We start from the raw sequence: 25,311 nt of genomic DNA, 5'->3' as shown, positions 1-25,311 counted from the left end.
TGCGGAGGTGGTGTGGGCCCGATCGGGGCCACCCGGGTCTGCGCGCATCAGGGTCGATGGCCGTCGGAGAGACACCCACCCAGGTCGCCAAGGTGGCCGAGCCGCCGCGGGCCCTCGAGCTCGTCGTGCCGCTGCGCCTGCGCGACACGCTGGCCGAGGTCGCCGGGATGGTCTCGCTGGCGCTCCTCGCGCTGCGCGACTTCCTGCGCTCCCCGCTCACCTACGCCGCCGACACGGTCTCGGCCTCGTGGATCGTCGCCCGGCGCTGCGCCATCCCCCTGGCCCTGTCGGTCTTCGTGCTGGGCTTCGGCGCGCTGGGCGTCGAGGCCGGGGTCGTGCTCGACGCCGTCGGCTCGCCCGACCGCACCGGTGGGGTCTACGTCACGGCCGCCGTGCGGGAGATCGCGACGTGGGTGACGGCGATGGTGGTCGCCGGCGTGGCGGGGACGGCGGTGTGCGCCGACCTCGGCGCGCGCCGGATCCGCGAGGAGCTCGACGCCCTGCTCGTGCTCGGCGTGCGGCCGACGCGCCTCATCGTCCCCTGGGCGATCGCCCTGACCGTCGTCACGCCGCTGCTCCTGCTCGTGGCGATCGCCGCGTGCGTCCTGTCGGGCGTCGCGGCGGTCTTCCTGCTCTACGACACGACGGTCGGCGGCTTCGTCGCGACGTTCAAGGCCAACTTCGCGCCGCCCGAGCTCTTCGCGGCCATGGTCAAGACCGCGCTGTTCGGAGCGATCATCGCGACGGTCTGCTGCTACAAGGGCCTCAACGCCAAGGGCGGGCCCGAGGGCGTCGGGCGCGCGGTCAACCAGGCCGTCGTCCTGTCGTTCGTCGCGCTGTGGGTCGTCAACTACGTCGTGACCTCCCTCACGCTGGCGCTGTTCCCCGAGCTGGCGGGTCTGCGCTGATGGGCGCGATCGTCGCCGGCGTCCGGGAGCTCGGCGAGCTGACCCGCTTCGCGGCGCGGGCCGTGCTGTCGCTGCGCGGCGTGTGGCTCTACCTCGGCGAGGCGCTGCGCCAGGCGGCGATCCTCATCGCCGGCTCCGCGGTGGTCGTCGTCGGCATGACGTTCGTCATCGGCGCCGAGTGCGGGCTGTTCACGAGCTACTTCACCAAGGCCTTCGGGGCCACCGGCGCGGTCGGGATCTTCACCGTCCTGTGCGACGTCCGCGAGGCGTTCCCCCTGATGTTCGGCTACATCCTCGCCGCGAAGGTCGCCTGCGGCCTGGTGGCCGAGATCGGCTCCATGCGCATCGCCGAGGAGATCGACGCGATGGAGGTCATGGGCACCGACAGCATGCGCTTCGTCGTCGCGACGCGCCTGTTGGCGGCGCTCGTCGCGCTGCCGGTGATCTACGTCATCGCGATGCTCGCCGGCACGCTGGGCTCGGGGCTGGTGGTCGTGCTCCAGGTCGGCGAGGTCTCCAAGGGCGCCTGGCTCGGCGGCCACTTCGGCCCGGCCCACGACGTCCTCGACGACGTCCTGTCGCTCGTCAAGGGGATGGCGGTCGGCATCAGCGTCGTCCTGACCGGCCTGTTCTACGGCTACACCGCGCGCGGCGGGCCGGTGGAGGTGGGGGAGGCGACGGCGCGGTCGATGGTCGTGAACCTCGTGCTGATCCACGTCATCGGCGGCACCCTGACCATCCTCTTCTGGGGCGCCGACGCCCGCCTCCCGATCGGCGGATGACCCGCGGGCGCCTCGCCACGACCGTCCTGCTCGTCGCCGGCGCCGCCGCGCTCGCGCTGCTCCTGCGCGCGGGCGGCGACGGACGGGAGCTGCGCGCGGCGTTCTCCAGCGCGGTGAACCTCGTGGAGGGGGCGGAGGTCCGCGCGGGCGGCGTCAAGGTCGGGACGGTCGGCGACGTCGAGCTGCGCGACGGCCACGCCGACGTGGCGCTGCGCATCGACGACGACGCCCTGTGGCCGCTGCGCCGGGGCACCCAGGCCGCGCTGCGCCTGGGCGGGACGGTCTCCTACGCCAACCGCTACGTCGAGCTCGTCCCCGGCCCGGCCGCCGGCGCACCGCTCGAGGACGGCGACCGCCTGCCGGTGCGCGACACGACCGCGCCGATCGAGTTCGACCAGGTCTTCGACACCTTCGACCCGCGCACGCGGGCGGGCCTGGGCGGGCTCATCGACGAGGGCGCCGCGACCTTCGGCCCCCGCGGCGCGCGCCTGGCCGAGGGGATGGCGACGGCGGGCGACGCGCTCGTCGAGGCCGCCGCGACGTTCGACGGCCTCTCCAAGGACCCCTACGCGCTCGAGGCGCTCCTGCGCTCGGGCGCCGGGGTGGCGGGCGAGCTGGCCCGCCGCGACGGCGAGCTGCGCGGCCTGGTCGACGGCGCCGCGCGGACCCTGAGCGCCACGGCCCGCAGCGGGCCGGAGCTGCGCGCGACGCTGGCCCGCCTGCCCGGCGCCCTGCGCACCGCGCGCGCGACGCTCGGCCGCGTGGACGGCTCGCTGGGCCGGGTGGACGCCCTCGTGCGCGACGTCGCCCCGGGGGCGCGCGAGCTGCGCCGCACCGCGGCCCCGCTCGACGAGGCGGTCGGCACCCTGCGCCAGGTCGCGCCGGACCTCGAGGCGACGCTCGCGACGGTGCAGCGCCGCGGCGGCGACGTCGCCGGCTTCCTCGCCGACGCGGTGCCGCAGGTCCGGCGCCTGCGCCCGGTGCTCGACCGCCTGCAGCCGATGCTGGCCTGCGTGCGGGCCTACGCGCCCGAGACCGCCGGCCTGCTGTCGTCCTGGGCGGCCTTCAACACCGGCTACGACAAGGCCGGCCGCTACGCCTGGCTCAACGGCCAGGTCCTGCCGTTCCCGAACGCCACCCCGCTGCCCAGCCGCGCGGTGGCCGGCCTGTTCCCGCAGCTGCGCTACAGCCTCGTGCGCCCGCCCGGCCTGAGCGTCCTGCAGCCTCAGCCGCTGCCCTCGTGCGGGGCGACCGACGCGCTGCAGGACCCGGCCAACGACCCGGAGTCGCGCGGATGAGGCGCGTGCGGATGCTCACCGGCTTCGCGCTCGTGGCGGTGCTCGCGGCGGTCGTGCTCCTCGCACGCGGCGAGGGGGAGGAGCACGTGGCGGTCAAGGCCGAGCTGCGCGACGCCGCCGGCCTGCGCGAGGGCTCGCTCGTCCGGGTCAGCGGCGCCAAGGTCGGTGCCGTCACCGACCTGCGGATCACCCCGCGCGACACCGCGGAGGTGACGCTCGAGGTCGAGCGCGACGCGGTGCCGGGGGCCGGGGCGCGGGCGGCGGTCCGCGCATTCAACCTCCTCGGTGAGAAGTTCGTCGACCTCCAGGTGGGCGACCGGGCGCGGCCGCTGCCCGGCGAGCGCATCCCCCTGCGCAGCACCTCCACGCCCGTCGAGCTCGACGACGTCCTCGACGTGCTCGACCCGGCGACGCGCGACCGGCTCGGGCTGCTGCTCGGGGAGACCGGCGTCGCCCTCGGCCGTCGTGGCGCCGACCTCGAGGCGATCCTGCGGCGCCTGCCACCGACGCTCGGCGACGCCCACGAGCTCCTGCGCCAGCTCGGCCAGGACACCGGCGTGCTCGAGCGGCTGCTGGTCGAGGCCGACCGCGTCAGCGGCGAGGTGGCCCGCCAGCGCGACGACCTCGGCCGCCTCGTGCGCACGGGCGCCGACGCGCTGGCCGCGCCCGCGGCCGGGCGCGCCGGGCTCGACGCGTCGCTGCGCCGGGCGCCTGGCGCGCTGGCCCAGCTGCGCACGACGCTGCGCCGCCTGGACCGCACGGGCACGCCGCTGCGCCCCGCCGCCCGCGGCCTGCGCACGACCGCGCCGGCGCTCGTCTCGACCCTCCGGGCCCTGCCCGGCTTCGCGACGGCCGCCCGGCCGGCCCTGGCCACGACCCGCGAGGTCGCGCCCTCGCTGACCCGGTTGGGGACCAAGGCCGCGCCGGTCGTCCGGCGCCTGCGGGACAGCGCCGCGTCGCTGAGCGGCCTCGCCGCCGACGCCGAGCCGCTCACCCGCGCGCTGGACGAGGGCGGCGGCCGGGACCTGCTCAGCACGATGCAGAACTGGGCGCTGGCCATCCAGACGCGCGACGGCGTCGGCCACGTCTTCCGGGTCGCGCTCATGCTCACGCCGGACCTCCTGCGCGACGTGCAGGCGTACCTCGCCCAGCCGACGAAGCGCCGCGCCGGCGACCGCCGTCCGGCGGCGGCGACGCGCCCGGGTCCGCGGCCTGCGGCCCCGCGGCTGCCGGACGCGGTGCGCGAGCCGGTGCAGCGCGTGGCCGACGGCGTCAAGCGCCCCGTCGACCGAGTGCTCGAGGACGTGCGCAAGCCGCTCGAGCCGGTCGTCGAGACCGTCAAGCCGCTCCTCGACCTCCTGCTGGGGCCGTGAGCGTCCGCCGCGTCCGCCACACCGTCGACCCCGCGCGCAGCCCCCGCGTGCTGGCCACGGGCGCCCTCACGGTCCTCGTGGCGCTCGCCGTGCTCGTCGTCGCCATGCGCTCGTCGTCGGGGCTGCCCGGCCAGGGCCACTACGAGGTCCGCGCGCAGGTCGCCCAGCGGCCCGGCACGCCGGTGCTGCCGCCGCGCGGGTCCGACGTGCGCATCGCCGGCAAGCGCGTCGGCCGCACGCAGCAGGCGCGGCTCGAGCGCGGGGTCGCCACGATCGAGCTCCAGCTCGACCAGGACGCCGGGCCGCTGCCGGTCGACAGCCGCGTCCACGTCCGCGCCCAGGGTCTGCTCGGCGCGAAGTACGTCGACGTCGTGCCGGGCAGCGACCGGGCGACGGTCGACAGCGGCGGCGTGCTCGCCCCCGACGGCTCGTCGGTCTCGGTGACGCTCTCGGAGGCGCTCCAGGCCTTCGACGCGCCGAGCCGCGCCGCGCTCTCGCAGATGCTCCGGGGCCTCGGCGGCGGGCTGGCGGGCCGCGGAGCGCGCCTCAACGAGGGCCTCGACGACCTGGCCACCGGCTTCGAGCGCTTCTCGCTGGCCCTGCGGCCCGTGCTGCACGACCGCTCGCTGCCGGCGCTCGTGCGCGACGCCGAGGGCTTCGCCGGCGCGCTGGACCCGGTCCGCGAGGAGCTCGGACGCAGCCCCGCCGCGATCGAGCGCGCGGTGCGCCCCTTCGCGCAGGAGCGCCCGAGCGTCGCGCGCCTGCTGCGCACCGCCCCGGGCGCGCTGGAGGGCGTGCGCGCGGACCTCGGGCGCACCGATCCCGTGCTCGCGCGCGCCGAGCGCTTCGCGCGGGCCGCGACGGCGTTCACCCGGGACGCGCCGCGCGCGCTGCGCTCGGCCACGACGCTGCTGCGCGACGGCCGCGCGCCGCTCGGGGCGGCCCGGCGCGTCCTGCGGACTGCCGACGCCGCGATCCCGCCGGCGCTGCGGCTCACGGGCGCCCTGGGCCCCGTGCTGCCCCGCCTCGACACCGTCCTGGAGACCTCGCGCGCGCCCGTGCGCACGCTCGGCGAGTTCGGCTGCGACGTCCAGCTCTTCGGGCGCACGTGGCGGTCGATGCTCGGCTTCGCCCCCGCCGGCCAGGAGGGACCGCTCGGCCCGCTCACCGTCCTGCGCGCGTCGCTCACCGCGGGCGCCGGGATCCCGGGCGCGCCCGCCCTCACGCCCGGCGTCGGCAACGGCGTCGACGGGACGATCGAGCCCTGCGAGGAGCGCCGCCGCCCGTGACGCCGCGCCTCGTCCACCACCGGCGCCGCGCGCCGCGCGACCCGCTCGGCGTCGGCCTGGCCGCGCTCGGCCTGCTCGCCGTCGCGTTCGTGCTGAGCCTCACCCACCAGCTGCCGTTCGTGGGGGACGACGGCCGGACCCTCACGGCCGAGTTCCCGGGCGCGCGCCAGGTCAACGACAAGACCCCCGTGCGGGTGCGCGGCATCGGCGTCGGCGAGGTGCGCGAGGTCCGCTACGACGCCGGTCGCCGCCTGACCGAGGTCGAGCTGCGCCTCGACGACGACGGGGTCCGCCTGCACCGCGACGCGCGCGCGGCCCTGCGCTGGCGGACCGTGCTCGGCGGACGGATGGAGCTCGCGCTGGACCCCGGCTCGCCCTCGGCGCCGGCCATGGAGGGCGACCGCATCCCCCTCGCGCGCACCCGCGTGCAGACCGAGTTCGAGGACGTCACCGGCGTCCTAGACGGCCGCGGGACCCAGGGCACCCGCGCGCTGCTGCAGGAGCTGCCCCAGGCGCTGCGCGGCGGCGCCGCGGGCGCGGCGATCGACGCCCTGCCGGCCGTCCGCCCGCTCGCGCCGGCCATGCGCGCGCTGCGCGGTGCGCGCGACGGCGACCTCGCGGGCCTCGTGCGGTCCAGCGCGCGCACGCTGCGCGCCGCCGACCGCGCCCGCGGCGCGCTGGGCGCCTTCGTCGGGGGCGCCGACGCGACCCTGCGCACGACCGCGGCCCGCGAGGCGGACCTGCGCGCGACCTTCGCCCGCGCCCCCGGCGCGCTGGCCCAGACGGTCCGCACCGCGGGCATCATCGACCGCACGCTGCCCGAGCTCGACGCGGTGGCCCAGGCCCTGCGCCCGGGCGCCCGGCGCCTGGCACCGGCGCTGGCGGCGACCCGGCCGACGGTCCAGCGCCTCTCGCGGGTCCTGCGCGACGCGCGCCCCGTCGTGCGGGCGCTGCGCCCGGCGGTCAGCGAGCTGGCCGGCGCCGCGACGACCGGCCGCCGGCTGCTCGCGGCGCTGAGCCCCACCGTCACGCGGCTGGACGACGACCTCGTGCCGTTCCTCGAGCGCCGCGACCCCGACATCGGGCTCCCCGTCTTCCAGCTCATCGGGCCGACGGTCTCGTCGCTCGGCGCCGCCGGCAGCCTCTTCCACGACCAGGGCCACATCGTGAACTTCCCGGTCCAGCCCGGCGAGAACGCCCTGGGCCTGCTGCCGTGCTCCACCTTCCTCACCGACCCGACGGCGGCGCAGAAGCTGCGCTGCGACCGGCTCGGCGAGGGCCTCGAGGCACTGCTCGGCCTGCCGGCCAGGAGGTCGCGGCCGTGAGGGGACGGCTCCTGCTCCAGCTCCAGCGCTCGCGCCGCTCGGTCGTCGTCCTCGCCCTGGGCATCGCCGTGGCCGTGGTGAGCGCCGCGGTCCTGCTCGGGTCGCTGAGCGGCGGCTCGCCGCTCACGGGCCGCACCACGATCAGGGTCGCCGTCGACGACGCCAAGAGCGTCGCGCCCGGCAAGAACGAGGTCCGGTGGGTGGGCGTCGTCGTCGGGCGCATCACCGCGGCCGACCTCGAGGGCGAGCGCGCGGTGCTCACCGCCGAGGTCGAGACCGGCAAGGCCCCGCCGCTGTTCCGCGACGCGCAGCTGCGCCTGCGCCCGCAGACCGCGCTCAACGACATGGTCCTCGACGTCGTGCGCCGCGGCACGCCGGCGGCCGGCCGGCTCGAGGACGGGCAGGTGCTCGACGCGGGACGCACGCAGACGCCGGTCGACGTCGCCGAGGTCCTCAACGTCTTCTCGACCGACGTGCGCGACCGCCTCGAGCGGGCCCTCGACGAGCTGGCCGTCGGCCTGCCCGACGGCGGGGCGCAGCTGCGCTCGGCCTTCGCCGAGCTCGTCCCGTTCGTGCGGGCGGCCGACCGGGTCAGCACCGCGATCGCCCGCCGCGACGCCGCGACCCGTCGCCTCGTCACGCGCGTGCGCGCGATCACCGACGAGCTCGCCCGCCGCGACGGCGCCGTGACGCGCCTCGTGCGCGACGCGGGCTCGACCTTCCGCACCCTGGGCGACCGGCGCGCCGACCTCGACCGGACCCTCGGCACCCTCCCGGAGACGCTGGACCAGGTCCGCTCCTCCTTCGCGCGGCTCGACGGCACGCTCGGCGACGTGCGCCCCGCGCTCACCGCGCTGCGGCCGGTCGCGGCCGCGCTGCCGTCGGGCCTCGGCGCCCTGCAGGGCCTGGCCGGCGACCTGGACCCGGCCCTGCGCGCGCTGGGCCCCGCCGTCCCGGCGCTGCGGCCGCTGGCCCGCGACCTCGCGCCGACGTCCTCGTCGCTGCGCACCGCGTTCTCGCGCCTCGAGCCCCAGCTGCCGCGCGTCGACCGCCTCACCCAGCAGCTCTCGCGCTGCGAGCGCGAGGTCCAGGCCTTCTTCGCCTGGTCGATGTCGGTCTTCAAGTTCGGGACACGCAGCACCGGCGGCACCTCGCCGCGTGGCGCGCTGGTCTTCAGCCCGGAGGACTTCACCAACGGCAACGGGCCGACGATGCGGCCGGCCCGCAGCTGCGCGGACGGGAGCCCGACGCCGTGATCGGCGAGCGCACCGGCCTGCCGCTGCGGGCGCTCGCGCTCAGCGCCTTCGTGGTGGCCGCGGCCGCTGTCTTCGTCGTGCTGCTCGACATCGCCGGCGGGGTGGACGTCGGCAAGCGCCACCGGATCACGGCGGTCGTCCCGACGGCCCTCCAGCTCTCCGAGAACGCCGACGTCCTGTCGGCCGGCGTGCGCGTCGGCAAGGTCGAGCAGGTCTCCAACCGCGGCGCGACCGCGGTCCTGGCACTCGCGCTGGACCCGGACCGCGGCCCCGTGCACCGCGACGCCCGCGTGCAGGTGCGGGCCAAGACGCTGGTGGGGGAGAACTACGTCGACCTGCATCCCGGCAGCACGGGGAGCCCGGAGCTGCCCGACGGCGGCGAGCTGCCGCTGGCCCGTGCCCGGCCCACCACGCAGCTCGACGACGTCCTCAACACGATGAGCGAGGCGCGCCAGCGCCGGCTCGGGCGCCTGCTGCGTGGTGCCGGGACCGGGCTGGGCGACAGCGAGGACGTCGGCCACACGGTCGGCGGTCTCTCCGAGCTGCTCGTCTCGGGCAAGCGGCTCGTCGAGCCGCTCGCCGCCCAGCGCGAGGCGCTGCGCGGCCTCGTGGCCGACATGGGCGTCGTGCTGCGGGCGGTGGGGGAGCGCCGCGAGCTCCTGGGGCGGCTGGTGCGCTCGGCGACGGACACCGCACGCGACGTCGGCGCCGAGGACGCCGCCCTGCGCGCCGGGCTGCGCGAGCTGCCGCCGGCGCTCGAGCAGGCCCGCGCGACGACGGCGCGCCTGGCCGGCGTCGGCGAACGGGCCACGCCGGTCCTCGACGACCTGACGGCCTCGCTGCGCCGCCTCACCCCGGTCACCCGCGAGCTGCCGACCGCGGCGACGTCCACGCTCGGCGCCCTGCGGCGCCTGCAGGCCGCCAGCCCGACGGCCGACCGGCTGCTGCGCGCACTGCGCGAGCTCGGCGACCCCGGGGCGGCGCTGATGGACCCGCTCGACGGCGCCCTGCGCGAGCTGCGCCCGACGGTCGACTTCCTGGCGCCCTACGCGCGCGACGCGGGCGGGTTCTTCGCCGGCCTGGGCCAGTCGGTCAGCGCGCGCGACGCCACCGGCCACGTCGCCCGCCTGCAGCCCGTGCTCAGCGCCGCGGCGCTGCCGCTGCTGGGCGAGGCCCAGCGCCAGGCCATCGACGCCGTGCTGGGCGCCCGCCTGGCCAAGCTCGTCGACGTCCGGGGCTGGAACGCCCTGCCCGAGCCCGGCACGCTCGCCACGCCCCAGCCGTTCACGGGCGAGTACCCGCGGCTGCGCCCCGACCCGGCCCGCTAGGCCGGCGGTGTGCCGTAGATCGCGTGCAGCCAGGTGCGCTGCATGACCTCGACGGCCGCGTCGACGTCGGGCAGCGAGGGCTCCACGCCCCGGGCGGCGATGTAGAAGACGCGCTCGGTGCCCCAGAACAGGCCGGTGACGAAGCGGCGCACGTCGCCGGGCACCGTCGCCTCGCCGCGGGCGACGTCGCCCTCGACGGCCGCGGTGAACGCGTCGATGAAGCGCTCGGTCACCGCCAGCCACAGCGCGCGCAGCTCCTCGTCGGCGGGCCAGCTCTCCGAGATGCTCGTCAGCACGCCGCGGTGCTCGCCCCAGATCCGGCCCGCGGCCTCGATGGAGCGCAGCAGCCGGTCGGCGGGCGGGTCCTCGTCGCCGGCCACCCAGGGCTGGACGGCCTCGAAGATCTCGTCGATCGAGCGGCTGAGCACCGCCGCGATCACCGCGAACTTGCTCGTGAAGTAGAAGTAGAACGTCGCCCGCGAGATGCCCGCGCGCTCGATGATCTCGGCGACCTTCAGCTCGTGGAGCGCCACCTGCTCCAGCAGGGCCTCGGCCGCGTCGAGGATCGCCGTCTCGGCCTCGGTGTCGCGGCTGTGGCGCGCCCGCCGCTCGCTGCGGGCGCGCTCCAGCGCCTCCTCGTAGCGGTCCGCCTCGCGCGCCATCGGGCCACCGTATCCGGCGCCGTACGGTCGTGGTGTCCGGACAGACCGTCGGATAGGGTGCGGCCATGCCGCCGACCACCGACCCGGCCGCGCTCGTCCACGGCCTCTACGCCGCGCTCGCCGCCGGCGACCGCGACACGGTGCTGGCCGCCCTGGCGCCCACGTTCTCCGCGCGCTTCGCCGACGGGATGCCCGCCGGCGCCGGCCCCGCGGACGGCCCCGAGGCGGCGCTCGAGCACTGGTGGGCGATCGGCCGGGCCTTCGCCGTCGCGGCCCACCCCGAGGAGGCGATCGCCTGCGCCGGCGAGCGGCTGCTCGTCCGCGGGCGCTACCGCGGCACGGCGCGCGCCGACGGCCGGACCGTCGACGCCGCGTTCTTCCACCTGTGGACGCTGGACCGCGACGGCCGGCTGCTCGCGCTCGAGCAGCTGACCGACACCGCGCGCTGGGGCTAGCCCTCGCGCGTGCCCGGCGCGAAGCGCACGGGCAGGGCGTTGACCATGTTGGCCCAGTTGGACGGCAGCCGGCCGGGCTGGCCGGCGAGCTCGAGGTCCGGCATCCGGCGCAGGACCTCCTCGAGGACGACGCGCAGCTCGAGGCGGGCCAGGCCCGCGCCGAGGCAGAAGTGGCGTCCGCCGCCGCCGAAGGCCTTGTGGTCCTGCTTGTCGCGGGCGATGTCGAAGCGGTCGGGGTCGTCGTAGACCGCCTCGTCGCGCGAGGCCGACGGGTACCACATGACGACCTTGTCGCCCTCGGCGATGCGCTGCCCGCCGAGCTCGGTGTCGGTGGTCGCGGTGCGGGCGAACCACTGCACGACCGAGCTGAAGCGCAGCACCTCCTCGATGGCCTCCGGGATCCGCGAGGGATCCTCGCGCAGGAGCTCGAGCTGGTCGGGGTGCTCGAGGAGCGTCTGCATGCCGTGGGCCAGCGTGTTGCGCGTCGTGTCGTTGCCCGCGAAGACCAGGAGGCCGAAGAAGACGAGGATCTCCGAGTCGTCGAGCTGCTCGCCGTCGACCTCGGCGCGGCGCAGGCGCATGACCAGCGTGTCCTCGTTGCCCTCCTGGGCCTGGCGCTGGATCTGCTCGTGCAGGTAGCCGGCCATCTCGACGAAGGCGGGGGCGGCCGCGTTGGGCTCCGGCGAGCGCTGGGCCTCCTCGATGCGCTCCGTCCAGTCGTAGAGGCGCGGGATGTCCTCGTCGGGCAGGCCCATGAGCTCGGCGAGCACGCCGAGCGGGACCGGCACGGCGACGTCGCGCGCGAAGTCGCAGGCGCCCTCCTCCACCACGGCGTCGAGGATCTTCGTGACGCGGGCGCGCACGGCGTCCTCGAGCTTGGCGACCGTGTGCGGCGTGAACGCCTTCTGGAGGATCAGCCGGTACTTCGTGTGCTCCGGCGGGTCCTTGTAGAGCAGGAGGTTGCGCGTCAGGTCGAGCGGGACGACCTGGTCGGGGTTGAGGAAGACGCCCGCCTTCCAGGACGAGAACGTCGCGGTGTCGCGGCTGACCTGCGAGATCTCGGCGTGGCGGGTGAGCGACCAGAAGCCCGTCCCGTCGGGCAGCGGGTTCCACCGCACGGGCGCCTCCGCGCGCATGCGGCGGAAGAGGTCGTGCGGCGGCCCGTCCTCGAACCACTTGGGGTCCATGAGGTCGACCTGCTCCAGGTCGAGCTGCTCGGGGGCTTCGATCGAGGTCATGCGCGGCACTCCTGCTGGGACGGGGGAAGCACCCACGACGATAGGCGAACGAGCGTCTGGACACAACGTCCAGATCTCGGGTACGAACGCGTGGCTACAGGCCGAGGCTCTTGCCGATGACGTCGAGCATGATCTCGTCGGCGCCCGCGCCGATCCGGTACAGGCGCAGGTCGCGCATGATCCGCTCGACGGGGTACTCGCGCATGTAGCCGGCGCCGCCGTGGATCTGCACGCACTGGTCGGCGACGTCCCACGCGACCTGGGTGGCCTTGAGCTTGGCCATCGAGATCTCGCGGACGTTGTAGGCCCCGGCCGCGTAGTCGCGGGCCGTCGCGTAGATGAGCTGGCGCGAGGCCTCGAGCTCCGTGGCCATCTGGGCGAACTTGTGGCGGATGGCCTGGTGGCTGCCCAGCGGGCGCCCGAAGGTCCTGCGCTCCAGCGCGTAGGCCAGCGTCGTGTCGAACGCCAGCTGGGCGTAGGCCAGGCAGCCCGCCGCGGCGATCGCGCGCTCGGCCTGCAGCTCCCACATGATGTGCCGGAAGCCGCCGCCGACCTGGCCGAGCACGGCGTCGTCGCCCACGCGCACGTCCTGGAAGGCCAGCAGCGCGGTGTCCGAGGCGTGCATGCCCATCTTCTCGAGCTTCTGCTCGCGCACCACGCCGGGAGCGTCCATCGGGACCATGAACAGCGTGAAGCCGTCGTAGCCCGCGTCGGGGTCGGTCTTGGCGACGAGCACGATCATCTGCGCCCGGTGGCCGTTGGTGATGTAGGTCTTCGAGCCGTTGATGACCCACTCGTCGCCGTCGCGCACCGCGCGGGTCCCGATCGCCGCGACGTCGGAGCCCGCGTCGGGCTCGGTGATGCCCAGGGCGTAGATCGCCTCGCCGGCGATGCCGGGGACCAGCCAGCGGCGGTGCTGCTCGGGCGTGCCGAACTTGTGCACCGTCGGCATGACCATGTCGGTGTGGACCGACAGGCCCATGAGGAAGCCGCCGCTGCCCGAGCGGGCGATCTCCTCGGCGAGCACGATGTTCGTGAAGTAGTCGCCGCCCTGGCCGCCGAGCTCCTCGGGCATGGCGAGCCCGAGCAGCCCGAGCTCGCCCATCCGCCGCACGATGCTGTCGGGGAAGGTCTGCTCCTCCCACGCCTCGACGTGCGGGGCCACCTCGCGCTCGACGAAGGCGCGGATCGACTCGCGCAGCGCGTCGTGGTCCTCCGTGAAGATCGTGTGGGGGGCGGGGGTCTCGGTCGCGGCCATGCCGCAGATCGTACACCGTGTCCGAGGTTGCTCGGACGGCATGTCCGAGGCGCGGGTCTGCCGGCCGCGCGGTCGCCTAGGATCGAGGCGTGCCCGCCACCGTCCCGCCCTCGCGCCAGGGCCGTGCCTACCGCCGCGAGGAGATCGAGCAGCTCCTGCGTGATGCGCTCGCCGAGCTCATGGCCGACGGCACGCCCTTCCGCGACGTCAGCGTCGAGCGCCTGGTGCGCCGCGCGGGCATGGCGCGTTCGACCTTCTACCTGCACTTCGAGGACAAGCGGGCGATGCTCGAGGCGCTCAGCGCGGCGGCCCTGCACCGGCTCTACCGGGCCCAGCGCTCGTGGATCGCCAAGGGCCGCGACGTCACCGTCCAGGACGTCCGCGACGGGATGCGCGCCCTGCTCGAGGTCTTCGGCGAGGAGGAGGTGGTCCTGCGCGCGGTGGCCGAGGCGTCGGCCTCGGACGCGGCGCTGCGCGCCGCCTACGCCGGCGGGGTCGAGGACTACGCGCGTGCCATGGAGCGGGTGATCCGCAAGGGCCAGAAGGAGGGCTGGGTGCGCGACGTGCCGCCGGCCGAGACCGCCGCGGCGCTGGCGTGGATGACGGAGCGGACGGTCAGCCAGCTCGCGCCCGGCGCGTCGCGCCGGCGGATCACCGCGACGGCCGACGCGCTGGCCGTGGTGGTCTGCGCGACGCTGCTCGTGGCGCACGGCGGCTGACCTCGGACACGGCGTACGAGGTCTCCGGCGCCGTGCTACGGTCTCCCTCGGACGGCGTGTCCGAACGACGCGTCCGCATCCGCCACCGAGAGGAGACCCGTGGAGCACCAGACCAACGTCCTCGTCGTCGGCGCCGGCATGGGCGGCGTGTGCGCCGCGGCGCGGCTGGCCGTGGCCGGGCAGCGGCCGCTGCTGGTCGAGCGCGGCCCGGAGGTCGGCGGCCGCGCCTCGAGCTTCCACAAGGACGGCTACGTCATCAACACCGGCGCCGTGGCCATCGAGTTCGGCGGCGTGATGGAGGAGACCTTCGAGTACGTCGGCGTGCCGCTGGAGCTGCGCTGTCCCGAGCCGGCCAACGTCTTCCGCGTCAAGGGCAAGACGGTCAACCCCGCCAAGGGCGGCTGGGCCTTCCTGCTCGACAAGATCACCAAGCGCGGGGCCAAGGTGCTCACCCAGCTGGGCAGCGCCCGCAAGGGCGAGCTGCCCGAGGACCAGGTGACCCTCGAGCAGTGGATCGCGGGCGCCACCTCCAACGAGACCGTCCACCGGCTGTTCCGCAACCTCGCGGCGGCGATCTTCGCCGTCAACGCCGACGAGATCCCGGCCCGGGCGTTCCTGACGTACTTCACCCAGAAGGGCGCCTTCCGGCGCTTCGGCTTCCACCCGGAGGGCACGGTCGGCGTCTGCCGGGCGCTGGCCGGCGTCGTCGAGCGCGAGGGCGGCCAGGTCTGGCGCGAGGCCGAGGTCCTGCGGATCCACAGCGCCGACGGCCGCGTCACGGGCGCGACGGTCCGCCGCGGGGAGGAGCAGGTCGAGGTCCGCTGCGAGGCGGTCGTCTCGAACGTCGGCCCGGTGGCCACCATCGACCTCGTCGGCGAGGACGCGCTGGACGACGCGTACGTGCGCAGCATCCGCGAGACCGCCCGCCCGACCGCCAACATCATCATCCACGTGGCCAGCGACGAGCCGCTGCTCGACACGCCGGGCCTGATCCTCTTCTCCGGCACCGAGCGCGTCTGCAACGCCGGCAACATGACCGCGCTGTGCCCGGAGCTCGCGCCGGAGGGCAAGCACCTCACCGTCGTCTACGCCGTGCCGCGCCCGGCGATCGGGGACTTCGACGAGGCGCGCGAGGTCGAGCTGGCCCTCCAGGAGCTGCGCGAGGAGCTGCCGGGCATGGCCGGCGCCGAGGTCCTCGACGTGCGCGTGATGCGCGGCGACTGGCCGGCCCAGCGTGCCGCCTCGGGCTTCGAGCTGCCGCGCGACACGCCGCTGGACGGCCTGTGGAACGTCGGCGACGGCGTGCGCGACTACGGCAGCGGCGGGACGCAGTCCTGCGCCGAGACCGCCAAGGACGTCGTCGAGGAGCTGCTGGGCGCGGAGGTGGCCGCCTGATGGCCGGCCCGCTGCGCACGCGCTTCACCGACCTCGTCGGGGTGGAGCACCCGCTCATGCAGGGCGGGATGCAGTGGGTCGGGCGCGCCGAGCTGGTGGCGGCCGTGGCCAACGCGGGGGCGCTGGGCTGCATCACGGCGCTCACGCAGCCCACGCCCGAGGACCTCGTCCGCGAGATCGCGCGCTGTCGCGAGCTCACCGACCGGCCGTTCGGCGTGAACCTCACGATCCTGCCGACCGTCACGCCGCCGCCCTACGCGGAGTACCGGCAGGCGATCGTCGAGTCCGGGGTGACGGTCGTCGAGACCGCGGGCTCCAATCCCGCCGAGCACCTGGCCGACTTCAAGCCGGCGGGCATCACGGTCATCCACAAGGCCACGTCGGTGCGCCACGCGCTCAAGGCCGAGCAGCTCGGCGTCGACGCGGTCTCGATCGACGGCTTCGAGTGCGCCGGGCACCCCGGCGAGGACGACGTCCCCGGGCTCGTGCTCATCCCGGCGGCGGCCGACCGGCTGTCGATCCCGATGATCGCCTCGGGCGGCATCGCCGACGCCCGCGGGCTGGTGGCGGCGCTCGCGCTCGGGGCCGACGGCGTGAACATGGGCACGCGGTGGATGACGACGGCCGAGTCGCCGATCCACCAGCGCATCAAGGAGCAGGTCGTCGCCAACGACGAGCGCTCGACCCAGGTCCTCTTCAAGACGCTGCGCAACACCGCGCGGGTGGCGAAGAACAGCGTCAGCGACGAGGCGCGGCGCATCCTCGACGAGGGCGGGGCCTTCGAGGACGTCCGCGAGCTCGTCAACGGCAAGCGCGGGGTGACGGTCTACGAGACCGGCGACCCCGAGGCGGGCGTGTGGTGGGCCGGGCAGGCCCAGGGCCTCATCCACGACGTGCCGACCTGCGCGGAGCTGGTCGACCGGATCGTCGGCGAGGCCCAGGAGCTGGTGCGCGGGCGCCTGGCCCGGATGGTCGGCGACGTCGGCGCGGCGGCCTAGCGCCGCGTCGGCGCGTACAGCGTGTTCCAGACGATCCCGGTGTAGGCCTCGATGAGCTGCTCGAGCTCGTTGTCGCTGGCCCCGCGCACGAGCTGGTGCAGGCCGCGCTCGGCCATCCAGGTCAGCCACGCCGCGGTCTGGGCGGCCGGCAGCGACGCGTCGATGAACCCGGCCTTCTGGCCGGCGCGGATGTGCTTGCGCAGGCCCGCGACGTTGACGCCCATCATGCTGTCGGTCAGCTCGCGGGTGCCCACGTCGTAGGCCGCCGTGTCGTACGTGGCCGCCATGAGCGTCACGTGGGGGCGGTAGGTGCGCACGATCGCGGCGAGCACCTCGCGGACGTCGTCGCGCGTGGCGTCCGGCCCGAGCTTCCACCAGGCGCCGGCGACCTCGCTGAGCTCCGCGACGATGTCGGCGAACCACGCACGCAGCAGGTCGCCCTTGTCCTCGAAGTAGACGTAGAACGTCGAGCGCGACATGCCGGCCTCGGACACGAGCCGCTCCACGCTGATCTCGGTGAAGGTCTCGCCCTCGTCGAGCAGCCGCTCGACGACCTCGAGCAGGCGCTGGCGGGCCTCGTCCCGGCGCCGGGCGCGGACGCTCTTGGAGCTGCTGCGAGTCACGGACGGCATGTCCGGACATCCTACGCCAGCGTCCGGAGCCGTCGTCGGACATCGTGTCCATACGCTATGGTCGGCCCATGCTGGACGCTGCCGCCACGCTGCCCGTCGAGGAGCCGGCCACCGGCCGCGTCCTGCGGGAGGTCCCCGTCCTGGACGCCGATGCGGTCGCCCGCCTCGCCGCCCGGGCCCGCGTGGCCCAGCCGGGCTGGGCCGCCATGGGGTTCGCGGCCCGCGGGGCCGTCTTCAAGCGCGCCCAGCGCTGGCTGTTCGACCACGCCGACCGGGTGCGCGAGACGATCAGCGCCGAGACCGGCAAGACCTTCGACGACGCGCAGCTCGAGCTCGTCGTCCAGGCCCAGAGCTTCGCCTTCTGGGCCAAGCGGGCCGAGGGCTACCTCGCCGACGAGCGCGTGCGCAGCACCGCGCCGCTGGTGTTCGGGCGCCAGGTCGTCGTCCGCCACGCCCCGGTGGGGGTCGTCGGCGTCATCGGGCCGTGGAACTACCCCCTGGTCAACGCGTTCGGCGACTGCGTCCCGGCGCTCATGGCCGGCAACGCGGTCCTGCTCAAGCCCTCGGAGGTGACGCCGCTGACCGCGCTGCTCGTCGCCGAGATGCTCGAGGACTGCGGGATGCCCCGGGACGTCTTCGCCGTGGCGACCGGCGCGCGGGAGACCGGCGAGGCGGTGGTCGACGAGGTCGACTACGTCATGTTCACCGGCTCGACGCGCACGGGCCAGGCGGTGATGCGCCGCGCGGCCGACACGATGACCCCCGTCTCGCTCGAGCTCGGCGGCAAGGACCCGATGATCGTGTGCGCCGACGCCGACGTGGACCGCGCCGCGAACACCGCCGCGTTCGCGGGCATGAACAACGGCGGGCAGGTCTGCATCTCCATCGAGCGCGTCTACGTCGAGGCCCCGGTGTACGACGAGTTCGTCGCCAAGGTCACCGACGTCGTGCGCGGCCTGCGCCAGGGGCCGCCCGCCGGGGCGGGGGAGGTCGAGGTCGGCGCCGTCACGCACCCGCCGCAGGTCGAGCTCATCGCCGAGCACGTGCAGGACGCGCGCGACAAGGGCGCCACCGTCGAGGTCGGCGGCCGGCAGGCCGACCGTCCCGGCCGCTTCTTCGAGCCCACCGTCCTCACCGGCGTGGACCACACGATGCGCTGCATGCGCGAGGAGACCTTCGGCCCGACGCTGCCGGTCATGCGCGTCGAGGACGTCGACGAGGCGGTCCGCCTCGCCAACGACTCGGCCTACGGCCTGCAGGCCAGCGTCTTCACCCGGGACCTCGCGAAGGGCGAGGCGATCGCCCGGCGGCTGGAGTGCGGCGCGGTCTGCGTGAACGACGCCCAGGTCAACTACACGGTCTTCGACGTGCCCATGGGCGGCTGGAAGTCCTCGGGCATCGGCACCCGCCACGGCGCCGCCGGGATCCGCAAGTACTGCAAGACCCAGACGATCACGCTCACGGGCCGGGCACCCAGCCGCGAGCTGCACCACTTCCCGTTCTCGGCGCGCCGCTCGCGGCTCATGGCCGCGGTCGTGCGCCGGATCTACGGCCGCTAGTCCTGCGCGGCGGGCTCGGGCGCCGGCAGCTCGGGCGCGGACGGCGCGGCGCCGATGCGCTGGTCGTAGCCGGCGCGCTGGCCGTGGTCGATCTCCAGGAAGGTGCGGTCGGCGCCCAGCGCGCGGGCCACGCCGTCGCGGAAGCGCCGCCCCAGCAGGGTGTTGGCGCGCACCGCGCTGCCGACGGCCTTGGGGACGAAGACGTCCTGACGGCGCTCGACGACGGCCTCGACGATGGCGGCGGCGACGTCCTCGGGCTGGACGGTCTTGATGAAGCGCGTGCCCTGGGTGCCCGAGATGAGCTCGGTCTGGGTGAACGACGGCATGACGCAGGTGAAGTGCACGCCGCTGCCGCGCAGCTCGACGCGGGCGGTCTCGGTCGCCATGACCACGGCGGCCTTCGAGGCGCAGTAGGAGACGGCGCCCGGCGCCGGGGCGCGGCCGGCCGCGGAGGCGACGTTGACGACGTGGCCGCGCCCGCGCGGGACCATCGAGCGCAGCGCCAGGCGCATGCCGGTCATGGTGCCGAGGACGTTGACCTCCATGACCTTGCGGGCCGCCGCGTCGGTCTCGTCGACGAACGGGCCCAACGGCATGATCCCGGCGTTGTTGACCAGGACGTCGACCGGGCCGAGCTCCCGCTCCACCAGGTCCAGGAAGCGGGTGAACGACTCCGGGCTCGTGACGTCCAGCGCGGCGCCGAGGACGTCGTCGCCCAGCGCGGCAGCGGCGCTCGAGACCGCCTCCTCGTCGAGGTCGCCGATCGCGACGCGTGCGCCGGCGCTGCGCAGCGCGCGCGCGGTGGCGTGGCCGATGCCGCGCGCGGCGCCCGTGACGACGGCGACGCGTCCGTGGAGCGAGTGGGCTGCCATGGCGGCGATGATGCCATAGTCTGGACGCTGTGTCCGGACGTGATGTGGGAGCAGTGGCGGACGTCGCCCGCGTGGCGCTCGACCTCGGAGGGGCGGTGGCCGAGCTGCGGCTCTGCGCGCCGGCGACGGGCAACGCGATCGACCCGGCCTGGGTGGCGCAGTTCGTCGACGCCGTGGCGCGGCTCGAGCAGCCCGGCGAGGCTCGGGCGGTCCTCATCAGCGCCGAGGGCCCGCGCTTCACCGTGGGTGGCGACCTCGCGCACTTCGCGCGCCAGACCGAGCGCCTGGCCGAGGAGCTCGACGCGATGGTCGGCCCGTTCCACCAGGCGCTGGCGCGGCTCGGCGCGCTGGCGCTGCCGGTGGTCTGCGCTGCCCAGGGACCGGTCGCCGGCGGCGGCCTCGGGCTGCTCTGGTGCGCCGACGAGGTCCTGCTGGCGCCCGACGCGAAGCTCGCCTGCGGCTTCTCGCTGCTGGGGCTGAGCGGGGACGGCGGTTCGTCGTGGGCGCTGCCACGCCTCGTCGGCCTGCGCCGTGCGCAGGAGCTCGTCATGGGCGGGCGGGTGCTCAGCGCGCAGGAGGCGGTGGACTGGGGCCTGGCCACGGCCGTCGTCCCGGCGGACGACCTCGCCGAGCGGGCCCGCGCGCGGGCCGAGCACTACGCCGCAGGCCCGACCGCGGCCTACGGGGAGATGCGCCGGCTGCTGCGGGCACAGGCCACCTGGGCCGAGCAGCTGGCCGACGAGCACCGGACGATGCTGCGCACCGGTGCGACGGCGGACGCCCGCGAAGGCGTCACGAGCTTCGCGCAGCGGCGCCGGCCCCAGTTCCGGGGGCGCTGAGGATGCGGCGCTTCGACGGTCGGCGGGCGCTCGTGACCGGCGGCGGGCGTGGCATCGGCGCGGGCGTCTGCCGTCGCCTCGCGCAGGAGGGCGCGGAGGTCGTCATCGCCAGCCGCACGCTCGCTCCCGCCGAGGAGCTCGCGCAGGAGATCGGCGCCACCGCGGTGCAGGTCGACGTCGCCGACCTCGAGGCGGCGCAGGCCGTCGTGCGCGACGCAGGCCCGCTGGACGTGCTCGTCAACAACGCCGGCTACGACGAGTTCGGCTTCTTCACCGACACGTCGCCGCAGCAGTGGCAGGACCTCATGCAGACGAACTTCTTCGGCGTGCTCGCCTGCACGCAGGCGGCGCTGCCGGCCATGCAGGAGGCCCGCTACGGGCGGATCGTCAACATCGGCTCGGAGGCGGGGCGGCTGGGGTCCAAGGGCTACGCGGTCTACGCGTCCTCGAAGGCGGCCCTGCACGGCTTCACGAAGTCCCTGGCGCGCGAGAACGCGCGCTTCGGCATCACCGTGAACACCGTCGCCGTCGGGCCGGTGGACACGCCGCTGCTCGACAAGACGCGGGCGCTGCCCAAGGGCGACCAGATGGTCGAGGCGATGAAGGCGGGCACGCTGCTCGGACGGCTGGGAACGCTGGAGGAGGTCGCCGCCGCGGTGGCCTTCCTGGCCGCCGAGGAGGCGGCCTACGTCACCGGCGAGCACCTGGGCGTGTCCGGCGGCATGGGCGTCAGCGCCTCCTAGCGCCGTCAGGCACGCCGGGGCCTCCGCGTGGAGAGCGAGGCCCCGGCAGGTGCCTGAGCGTGGGCGTCCTGCCCAGTGCCGCGGTGGGTCGATGCCGCGGCGCCGCGCATCGTACAGCACAGTCGGACAGCCTGTGTGCACTGCTGTCTTGCACTGCGGGCACGGTTCGGACATGCTGTCCGACCACGATGGAGCACCCTGGAGCGATGCGGGTCGTGGTCATCGGGGCGGGCGTCGCCGGCGCCGCGGCCGCCCGCGCGCTGCGCGCCGCGGGGGCGGACGTCGTCGTCCTCGAGGCCTCCGACGGCGTGGGCGGGCGCACCCGGACGATCGAGCGCGACGGCTTCCGGATCGACACCGGCGCGATCTTCCTCATGGGCTCCTACGCGCGGACGCACAGCGTGCTGCGCGAGCTGGGACGCGACGGCGAGCTGCACCGCTGGGAGGCCCGCACCGCCGTCCTCGACGACCGCGGGCGCCGGCACCCGGTCCGGCTCGACCGCCCGTGGACGCTGCTGGGGATGCCGCAGCTCAGCGTCGCCGACCGGCTGCGGCTGGCCCGGGGCATCGGCGCGCTCGCGGCCCGCCGCGGGCCGGCGCCCTTCGCCATCGACGACCTCGCCGCGGCCGACGACGGCCGCACCCTCGCGGCATGGGCGCGCGCCGCCTTCGGCGACCAGGGCTTCGAGTACGTCGTGCGGCCGCTGATGGACCCGCTGACCGGCGCCGACCCCGAAGCGATCTCCGCCGCCTTCACGATCGCGCTCATGCACCAGGTGACGCGCACGCAGCTGACCGTCACCCCGGGCGGCATGGACGGCGTGGCGCGGTGGCTGCTCGACGGCGTCGACGTGCGCCTGGAGGAGCCGGCGCTCGCGCTCGAGCACGACATCGGCAGCGTGACGGTCCAGACGCCCTCGGGCGCGATCGGCGCGGATGCCGCGGTCGTCGCCACCGACGTCCGCACCGCGGCACGGCTGCTCGACGGCGCGGTCGACGAGCGGGTTCCCGCGGCGCTCGACGCCGTGGTCCCCGTCGTCGCCCACCACGTCCTGCTCGGCTTCCGCCGCGACCCCTGGCCGCGTGTGCCCTACGACCTCGTGGTCCGCGCCGGCCGCGGCATGCACCACGACTACGGCGTGCTGCTGAACAGCCGGCGCGCACCCGGCTCCTGCCCGCCGGGCGGCCAGTCGGTGAGCGTCTACCTCGACGCGGCCCAGACCGGGGGGCTCGACGAGGACCGGGCGGTGCGCCGCGCGCGTGAGGCCCTCGCGCAGGCCTTCGGCGACGTCGAGCCCGACCTCGTCCGCGCCTTCCCGATGGACGTCGCCCTCATCGCGCCGACCCCAGGGCACTACCGGCGCATGCTCGAGGCCCGTGACCGCATGCCGTCGCGCATCCAGCTCGCGGGGGACTTCCTCACCCACTCGGGCATCGAGGGCGCGCTGCTCAGCGGCGAGCACGCCGCGGCGGCGCTGCTGCGCCGGCGCACGGCGGCCACGGTCGCGGCCTGAGGCGCACGAGCGTCGCTGCGCGGGTGGATCGGTGACGCCCCCGTCACCGGTAGCGTCCCCGCGGCCATGGCCGCCACGACCACCCCGCCCCCCGCGACGAGCCGGACGCTCTTCGAGCCCGAGCACCACGACTACCGGGAGAGCTTCCGCCGCTTCCTGCAGGCGGAGGTCGTCCCGCACTACGCCGCGTGGGAGAAGGCCCAGCTCGTGCCCCGCGAGCTGTTCACGAAGTGCGCCGAGCACGGCTTCCTCGCCATCGAGGTGCCCGAGGAGCACGGTGGCGCGGGGGTCGACGACTGGCGCTTCAACGTCGTGCTCAACGAGGAGGCGGTCTACGCCGGCGTCTCGGACGCCATGGCCGGTCCGCTCCTGCACTCCGACGTCGTCCTGCCCTACCTCATGGCCTCGGCCGACGAGGCCCAGCGCGCGCGCTGGCTGCCGGCGGTGGCGGCGGGCGAGCAGGTCCTGGCCATCGCGATGACCGAGCCGGGCACGGGCTCGGACCTCGCGGGCATCGCCACCCGCGCGCGGCGCGACGGTGACGCGTGGGTCATCGACGGCGCCAAGACCTTCATCACCAACGGCATCAACGCCGACCTCGTCATCGTCGCCGCCCGCACGTCGGACGACAAGCACGGCGGGCTCTCGCTCTTCGTCGTAGAGCGCGACACCCCGGGCTTCCAGCGCGGCAAGCAGATCGAGAAGCTCGGCCAGCACGCGTCCGACACCGCCGAGCTCTTCTTCGACGGCTGCCGGGTACCCGCCGAGAACCTGCTGGGGCCGGAGGGCTCGGGCTTCGGGCAGCTCGTGTCGCGCCTCGTGCCCGAGCGCCTCACGCTCGCGGTGTCGTCGATCGCCGGCTGCGAGCACGCGCTCGCGCTGACGCTCGCCTACGTCAAGGAGCGCAAGGCGTTCGGCAAGCCGATCGGCTCGTTCCAGAACACCCGCTTCCAGCTGGCGGAGATGCGCACGAAGGTCGAGGTCACGCGCTGCTTCGTCGACCGCTGCATCGAGCGCTACGTCGCCGGCACCTGCACGGTCGAGGAGGCGGCGATGGCGAAGTGGTGGACGACCGACCTGCTCAGCGAGGTCACCGACGTCGGCGTCCAGCTCCACGGCGGCTACGGCTACACGACCGAGTACGCGATCGGCAAGGCGTGGGTCGATGCGCGCGTCGGCCGGATCTACGCCGGCACGAACGAGATCATGAAGGAGCTCATCGGCCGGACGATGGGGCTGTGACGCGGCTGCCGGTCGACCTCCCGGTGCCGGCGCCCGCCCGGCGGGCGTGGCTCGAGGCCCGCTCGCTCGCCGTCCTCGCGCGGGCGGGCATGATCGGCGTCGAGGCGCCGTGGACCGTCGTCGCGGCGTTGCGCACCGTGCGCGACCTGGGCGCGTTCGGCGGTGCCGTGCGCATCGCGCTGCTGCGCCACGGCGACGTGCCCATCGTGGCCGACGAGCGCGGCGAGCTCTCCCTCGGCGAGCTCGACGCGCGCATCGACCGCCTCGCGCACGCGCTGCGCGCCCGCGGTCTGGGGGAGGGCTCGACCATCGGGATCCTCTGCCGCAACCACCGCCAGCCGCTCATCGCCGCGTTCGCGGGCTCGCGCATCGGGGCGACCGTCGTCTGGCTCAACACGGCGTTCTCGGCGCCGCAGGCCGCGGAGGTCGCCGGGCGCGAGGGCGTCGAGCTGCTCGTCCACGACCGCGAGCTCGGCGATGTCGCGGCCGGCGTCGACCCGTCCCACGGCCGCGTCGCGTGCGCCGTCGACGACCCGGACGCCGACGAGCTCGACGCGCTCATCGCCACGGGCACCGCCGGTGGGGGCGCGCCACCGTCCAGGCCAGGGCGGATCGTCCTGCTGACCAGCGGCACGACCGGCACTCCGAAGGGCGCCCCGCGGCCCGACCCGCGCGGCTTCACGATCCCGGGCGCGCTGCTGGACCGCCTGCCGATGCGCGCGAAGGAGGCGACGGTCGTCGGCCCGCCGCTCTACCACGGCACCGGCCTGGCCCTCGCGCTGCTGTCGATCGGCCTCGGGTCGAAGGTCGTGCTGCGCCGCCAGTTCGACGCGGCCCGACTCCTCGACGACCTCGAGCGCCACCGCGCCACGACCGCCGTGCTCGTGCCCGTCATGCTCCAGCGCCTGCTCGCGCTGGGCGACGACGCGCTGCGCGACCGCGACCTGGCGGCGCTGCGGGTCGTCTTCTGCGCCGGCTCGAAGCTGCCGACGGCGGTGGCCGAGCGCGCCATGGACGCCCTCGGCGACGTCGTCTACGACCTCTACGGCTCGACCGAGGTGGCGGTCGCCACGCTCGCCACGCCGGCCGACCTGCGCGCCGCGCCGACCACCGTCGGCCGGCCGGCGCTGGGCGCGCGCGTCGAGGTCCTCGGCGACGACGACGAGCCGGTGCCGACCGGCCGGACCGGCCGCGTCTTCGTCGGCACCACCTCGCCGTTCGAGGGCTACACCGGCGGCGGGGGCAAGGCGATCGTCCGCGGCCTGCTCGACACGGGCGACGTCGGCCACTTCGACGCGCAGGGACGCCTGTTCATCGACGGCCGCAGCGACGACATGATCGTCTCGGGCGGCGAGAACGTCTTCCCCGGCGAGGTCGAGGAGGTGCTCGTGGCACACCCGGACGTGGCCGAGGCGACGGTCGTCGGCGTCGAGGACGAGGAGTTCGGCCAGCGCCTGCGGGCCTACGTCGTCCTGACCGCCGGTGCGAGCGCCACCGACGACGAGCTGCGGGCGCACGTCCGCGACCGCCTCGCCCGCTTCAAGGTCCCCCGCGACGTCGTGCTGCTGGACGAGCTGCCGCGCAACCCGACGGGCAAGGTCCTCAAGCGCGAGCTGCGCTAGCGCG

General features: G+C 75.4%; 23 protein-coding genes. 18 read left to right on the top strand and 5 right to left on the bottom strand.

Annotated elements, in window-relative coordinates; all coding sequences use genetic code 11:
* The first annotated feature begins 56 nt into the window (after positions 1–56).
* From JUB12_RS06705 to JUB12_RS06670, 8 genes are read left to right on the top strand one after another with little or no spacing between them, the layout of a single operon-like run.
* The gene (locus JUB12_RS06705; protein ID WP_205698850.1) at positions 57–908 is read left to right on the top strand and encodes an ABC transporter permease; all 852 of its coding nucleotides are present in this window, start codon (positions 57–59) and stop codon (positions 906–908) included.
* The gene (locus JUB12_RS06700) at positions 908–1,690 is read left to right on the top strand and encodes an ABC transporter permease (RefSeq protein ID WP_205698849.1); all 783 of its coding nucleotides are present in this window, start codon (positions 908–910) and stop codon (positions 1,688–1,690) included. Before JUB12_RS06705 ends, JUB12_RS06700 begins: the two co-directional genes overlap by 1 nt.
* Complete coding sequence (locus JUB12_RS06695; protein WP_205698848.1) at positions 1,687–2,988, top strand: MlaD family protein; 1,302 nt, start codon at positions 1,687–1,689, stop codon at positions 2,986–2,988. Before JUB12_RS06700 ends, JUB12_RS06695 begins: the two co-directional genes overlap by 4 nt.
* A complete protein-coding gene (locus JUB12_RS06690) occupies positions 2,985–4,361 on the top strand; it encodes an MlaD family protein (protein WP_205698847.1) in 1,377 nt (458 codons plus the stop codon). Before JUB12_RS06695 ends, JUB12_RS06690 begins: the two co-directional genes overlap by 4 nt.
* Positions 4,358–5,650 (top strand): MlaD family protein, encoded by a 1,293-nt coding sequence (locus JUB12_RS06685; RefSeq protein WP_205698846.1) that lies wholly within the window; start codon positions 4,358–4,360, stop codon positions 5,648–5,650. Before JUB12_RS06690 ends, JUB12_RS06685 begins: the two co-directional genes overlap by 4 nt.
* Complete coding sequence (locus JUB12_RS06680) at positions 5,647–6,975, top strand: MlaD family protein (RefSeq protein WP_205698845.1); 1,329 nt, start codon at positions 5,647–5,649, stop codon at positions 6,973–6,975. Before JUB12_RS06685 ends, JUB12_RS06680 begins: the two co-directional genes overlap by 4 nt.
* Positions 6,972–8,231: an MlaD family protein gene (locus JUB12_RS06675; RefSeq protein WP_205698844.1), complete on the top strand. Its 1,260-nt coding sequence runs from the start codon at positions 6,972–6,974 to the stop codon at positions 8,229–8,231. The genes JUB12_RS06680 and JUB12_RS06675 overlap by 4 nt, the downstream gene beginning before the upstream one ends.
* On the top strand, positions 8,228–9,559 hold the full coding sequence (locus JUB12_RS06670) for an MlaD family protein (protein WP_205698843.1): 1,332 nt from the start codon (positions 8,228–8,230) through the stop codon (positions 9,557–9,559). The genes JUB12_RS06675 and JUB12_RS06670 overlap by 4 nt, the downstream gene beginning before the upstream one ends.
* Here the strand turns inward: JUB12_RS06670 and JUB12_RS06665 are convergent.
* Entirely contained in the window at positions 9,556–10,221 is a 666-nt protein-coding gene (locus JUB12_RS06665; RefSeq protein WP_205698842.1) for a TetR/AcrR family transcriptional regulator, read from the bottom strand. The genes JUB12_RS06670 and JUB12_RS06665 overlap by 4 nt on opposite strands.
* Positions 10,222–10,286: 65 nt before the next feature.
* Here JUB12_RS06665 and JUB12_RS06660 point away from each other — a divergent pair, with 65 nt between their 5' ends.
* Entirely contained in the window at positions 10,287–10,676 is a 390-nt protein-coding gene (locus tag JUB12_RS06660) for a nuclear transport factor 2 family protein (protein ID WP_205698841.1), read from the top strand.
* Here JUB12_RS06660 and JUB12_RS06655 read toward each other — a convergent pair.
* Both JUB12_RS06655 and JUB12_RS06650 read right to left on the bottom strand, forming a co-directional pair.
* The gene (locus tag JUB12_RS06655; RefSeq protein WP_205698840.1) at positions 10,673–11,914 is read right to left on the bottom strand and encodes a cytochrome P450; all 1,242 of its coding nucleotides are present in this window, start codon (positions 11,912–11,914) and stop codon (positions 10,673–10,675) included. The genes JUB12_RS06660 and JUB12_RS06655 overlap by 4 nt on opposite strands.
* 94 nt (positions 11,915–12,008) lie before the next feature.
* On the bottom strand, positions 12,009–13,172 hold the full coding sequence (locus tag JUB12_RS06650) for an acyl-CoA dehydrogenase family protein (protein ID WP_205698839.1): 1,164 nt from the start codon (positions 13,170–13,172) through the stop codon (positions 12,009–12,011).
* An 89-nt stretch (positions 13,173–13,261) separates the two neighbouring features.
* Between JUB12_RS06650 and JUB12_RS06645 the strand changes: the two genes are divergently transcribed.
* The 3 genes from JUB12_RS06645 to JUB12_RS06635 all read left to right on the top strand — a co-directional run bounded on the left by JUB12_RS06645 (position 13,262) and on the right by JUB12_RS06635 (position 16,284).
* The gene (locus tag JUB12_RS06645; RefSeq protein ID WP_205698838.1) at positions 13,262–13,891 is read left to right on the top strand and encodes a TetR/AcrR family transcriptional regulator; all 630 of its coding nucleotides are present in this window, start codon (positions 13,262–13,264) and stop codon (positions 13,889–13,891) included.
* 99 nt (positions 13,892–13,990) lie between these two features.
* Positions 13,991–15,286 (top strand): NAD(P)/FAD-dependent oxidoreductase, encoded by a 1,296-nt coding sequence (locus JUB12_RS06640; protein WP_241004445.1) that lies wholly within the window; start codon positions 13,991–13,993, stop codon positions 15,284–15,286.
* Positions 15,286–16,284: a nitronate monooxygenase family protein gene (locus JUB12_RS06635; protein WP_205698837.1), complete on the top strand. Its 999-nt coding sequence runs from the start codon at positions 15,286–15,288 to the stop codon at positions 16,282–16,284. Before JUB12_RS06640 ends, JUB12_RS06635 begins: the two co-directional genes overlap by 1 nt.
* Here JUB12_RS06635 and JUB12_RS06630 read toward each other — a convergent pair.
* Complete coding sequence (locus tag JUB12_RS06630; RefSeq protein ID WP_205698836.1) at positions 16,281–16,916, bottom strand: TetR/AcrR family transcriptional regulator; 636 nt, start codon at positions 16,914–16,916, stop codon at positions 16,281–16,283. The two genes, JUB12_RS06635 and JUB12_RS06630, sit on opposite strands and share 4 nt — an antisense overlap.
* Before the next feature lie 68 nt (positions 16,917–16,984).
* On the opposite strand from JUB12_RS06630, the gene JUB12_RS06625 reads away from it, so the two are divergent.
* Complete coding sequence (locus JUB12_RS06625) at positions 16,985–18,475, top strand: aldehyde dehydrogenase family protein (RefSeq protein ID WP_205698835.1); 1,491 nt, start codon at positions 16,985–16,987, stop codon at positions 18,473–18,475.
* On the opposite strand, the gene JUB12_RS06620 is transcribed toward JUB12_RS06625, so the two are convergent.
* The gene (locus JUB12_RS06620; protein WP_205698834.1) at positions 18,472–19,347 is read right to left on the bottom strand and encodes an SDR family oxidoreductase; all 876 of its coding nucleotides are present in this window, start codon (positions 19,345–19,347) and stop codon (positions 18,472–18,474) included. The genes JUB12_RS06625 and JUB12_RS06620 overlap by 4 nt on opposite strands.
* 53 nt (positions 19,348–19,400) lie before the next feature.
* On the opposite strand from JUB12_RS06620, the gene JUB12_RS06615 reads away from it, so the two are divergent.
* From JUB12_RS06615 to JUB12_RS06595, 5 genes are all read left to right on the top strand, one after another.
* Positions 19,401–20,186, top strand: coding sequence for an enoyl-CoA hydratase/isomerase family protein (locus JUB12_RS06615; RefSeq protein WP_205698833.1), 786 nt, complete (start codon positions 19,401–19,403; stop codon positions 20,184–20,186).
* A 2-nt stretch (positions 20,187–20,188) separates the two neighbouring features.
* Entirely contained in the window at positions 20,189–20,929 is a 741-nt protein-coding gene (locus tag JUB12_RS06610) for an SDR family NAD(P)-dependent oxidoreductase (protein ID WP_205698832.1), read from the top strand.
* 206 nt (positions 20,930–21,135) lie between these two features.
* A complete protein-coding gene (locus JUB12_RS06605; protein ID WP_205698831.1) occupies positions 21,136–22,443 on the top strand; it encodes an NAD(P)/FAD-dependent oxidoreductase in 1,308 nt (435 codons plus the stop codon).
* A 66-nt stretch (positions 22,444–22,509) separates the two neighbouring features.
* Positions 22,510–23,685, top strand: coding sequence for an acyl-CoA dehydrogenase family protein (locus JUB12_RS06600; protein ID WP_205698830.1), 1,176 nt, complete (start codon positions 22,510–22,512; stop codon positions 23,683–23,685).
* Entirely contained in the window at positions 23,682–25,307 is a 1,626-nt protein-coding gene (locus JUB12_RS06595; RefSeq protein WP_241004444.1) for an AMP-binding protein, read from the top strand. Before JUB12_RS06600 ends, JUB12_RS06595 begins: the two co-directional genes overlap by 4 nt.
* Positions 25,308–25,311 lie beyond the last annotated feature (4 nt).

This window comes from Conexibacter sp. SYSU D00693, assembly GCF_017084525.1.
Taxonomy (GTDB): Bacteria; Actinomycetota; Thermoleophilia; order Solirubrobacterales; family Solirubrobacteraceae; genus Baekduia.
The sequence above is the reverse complement of the archived record's forward strand: the minus strand, read 5'-3'. Positions and strand labels throughout refer to the sequence as shown.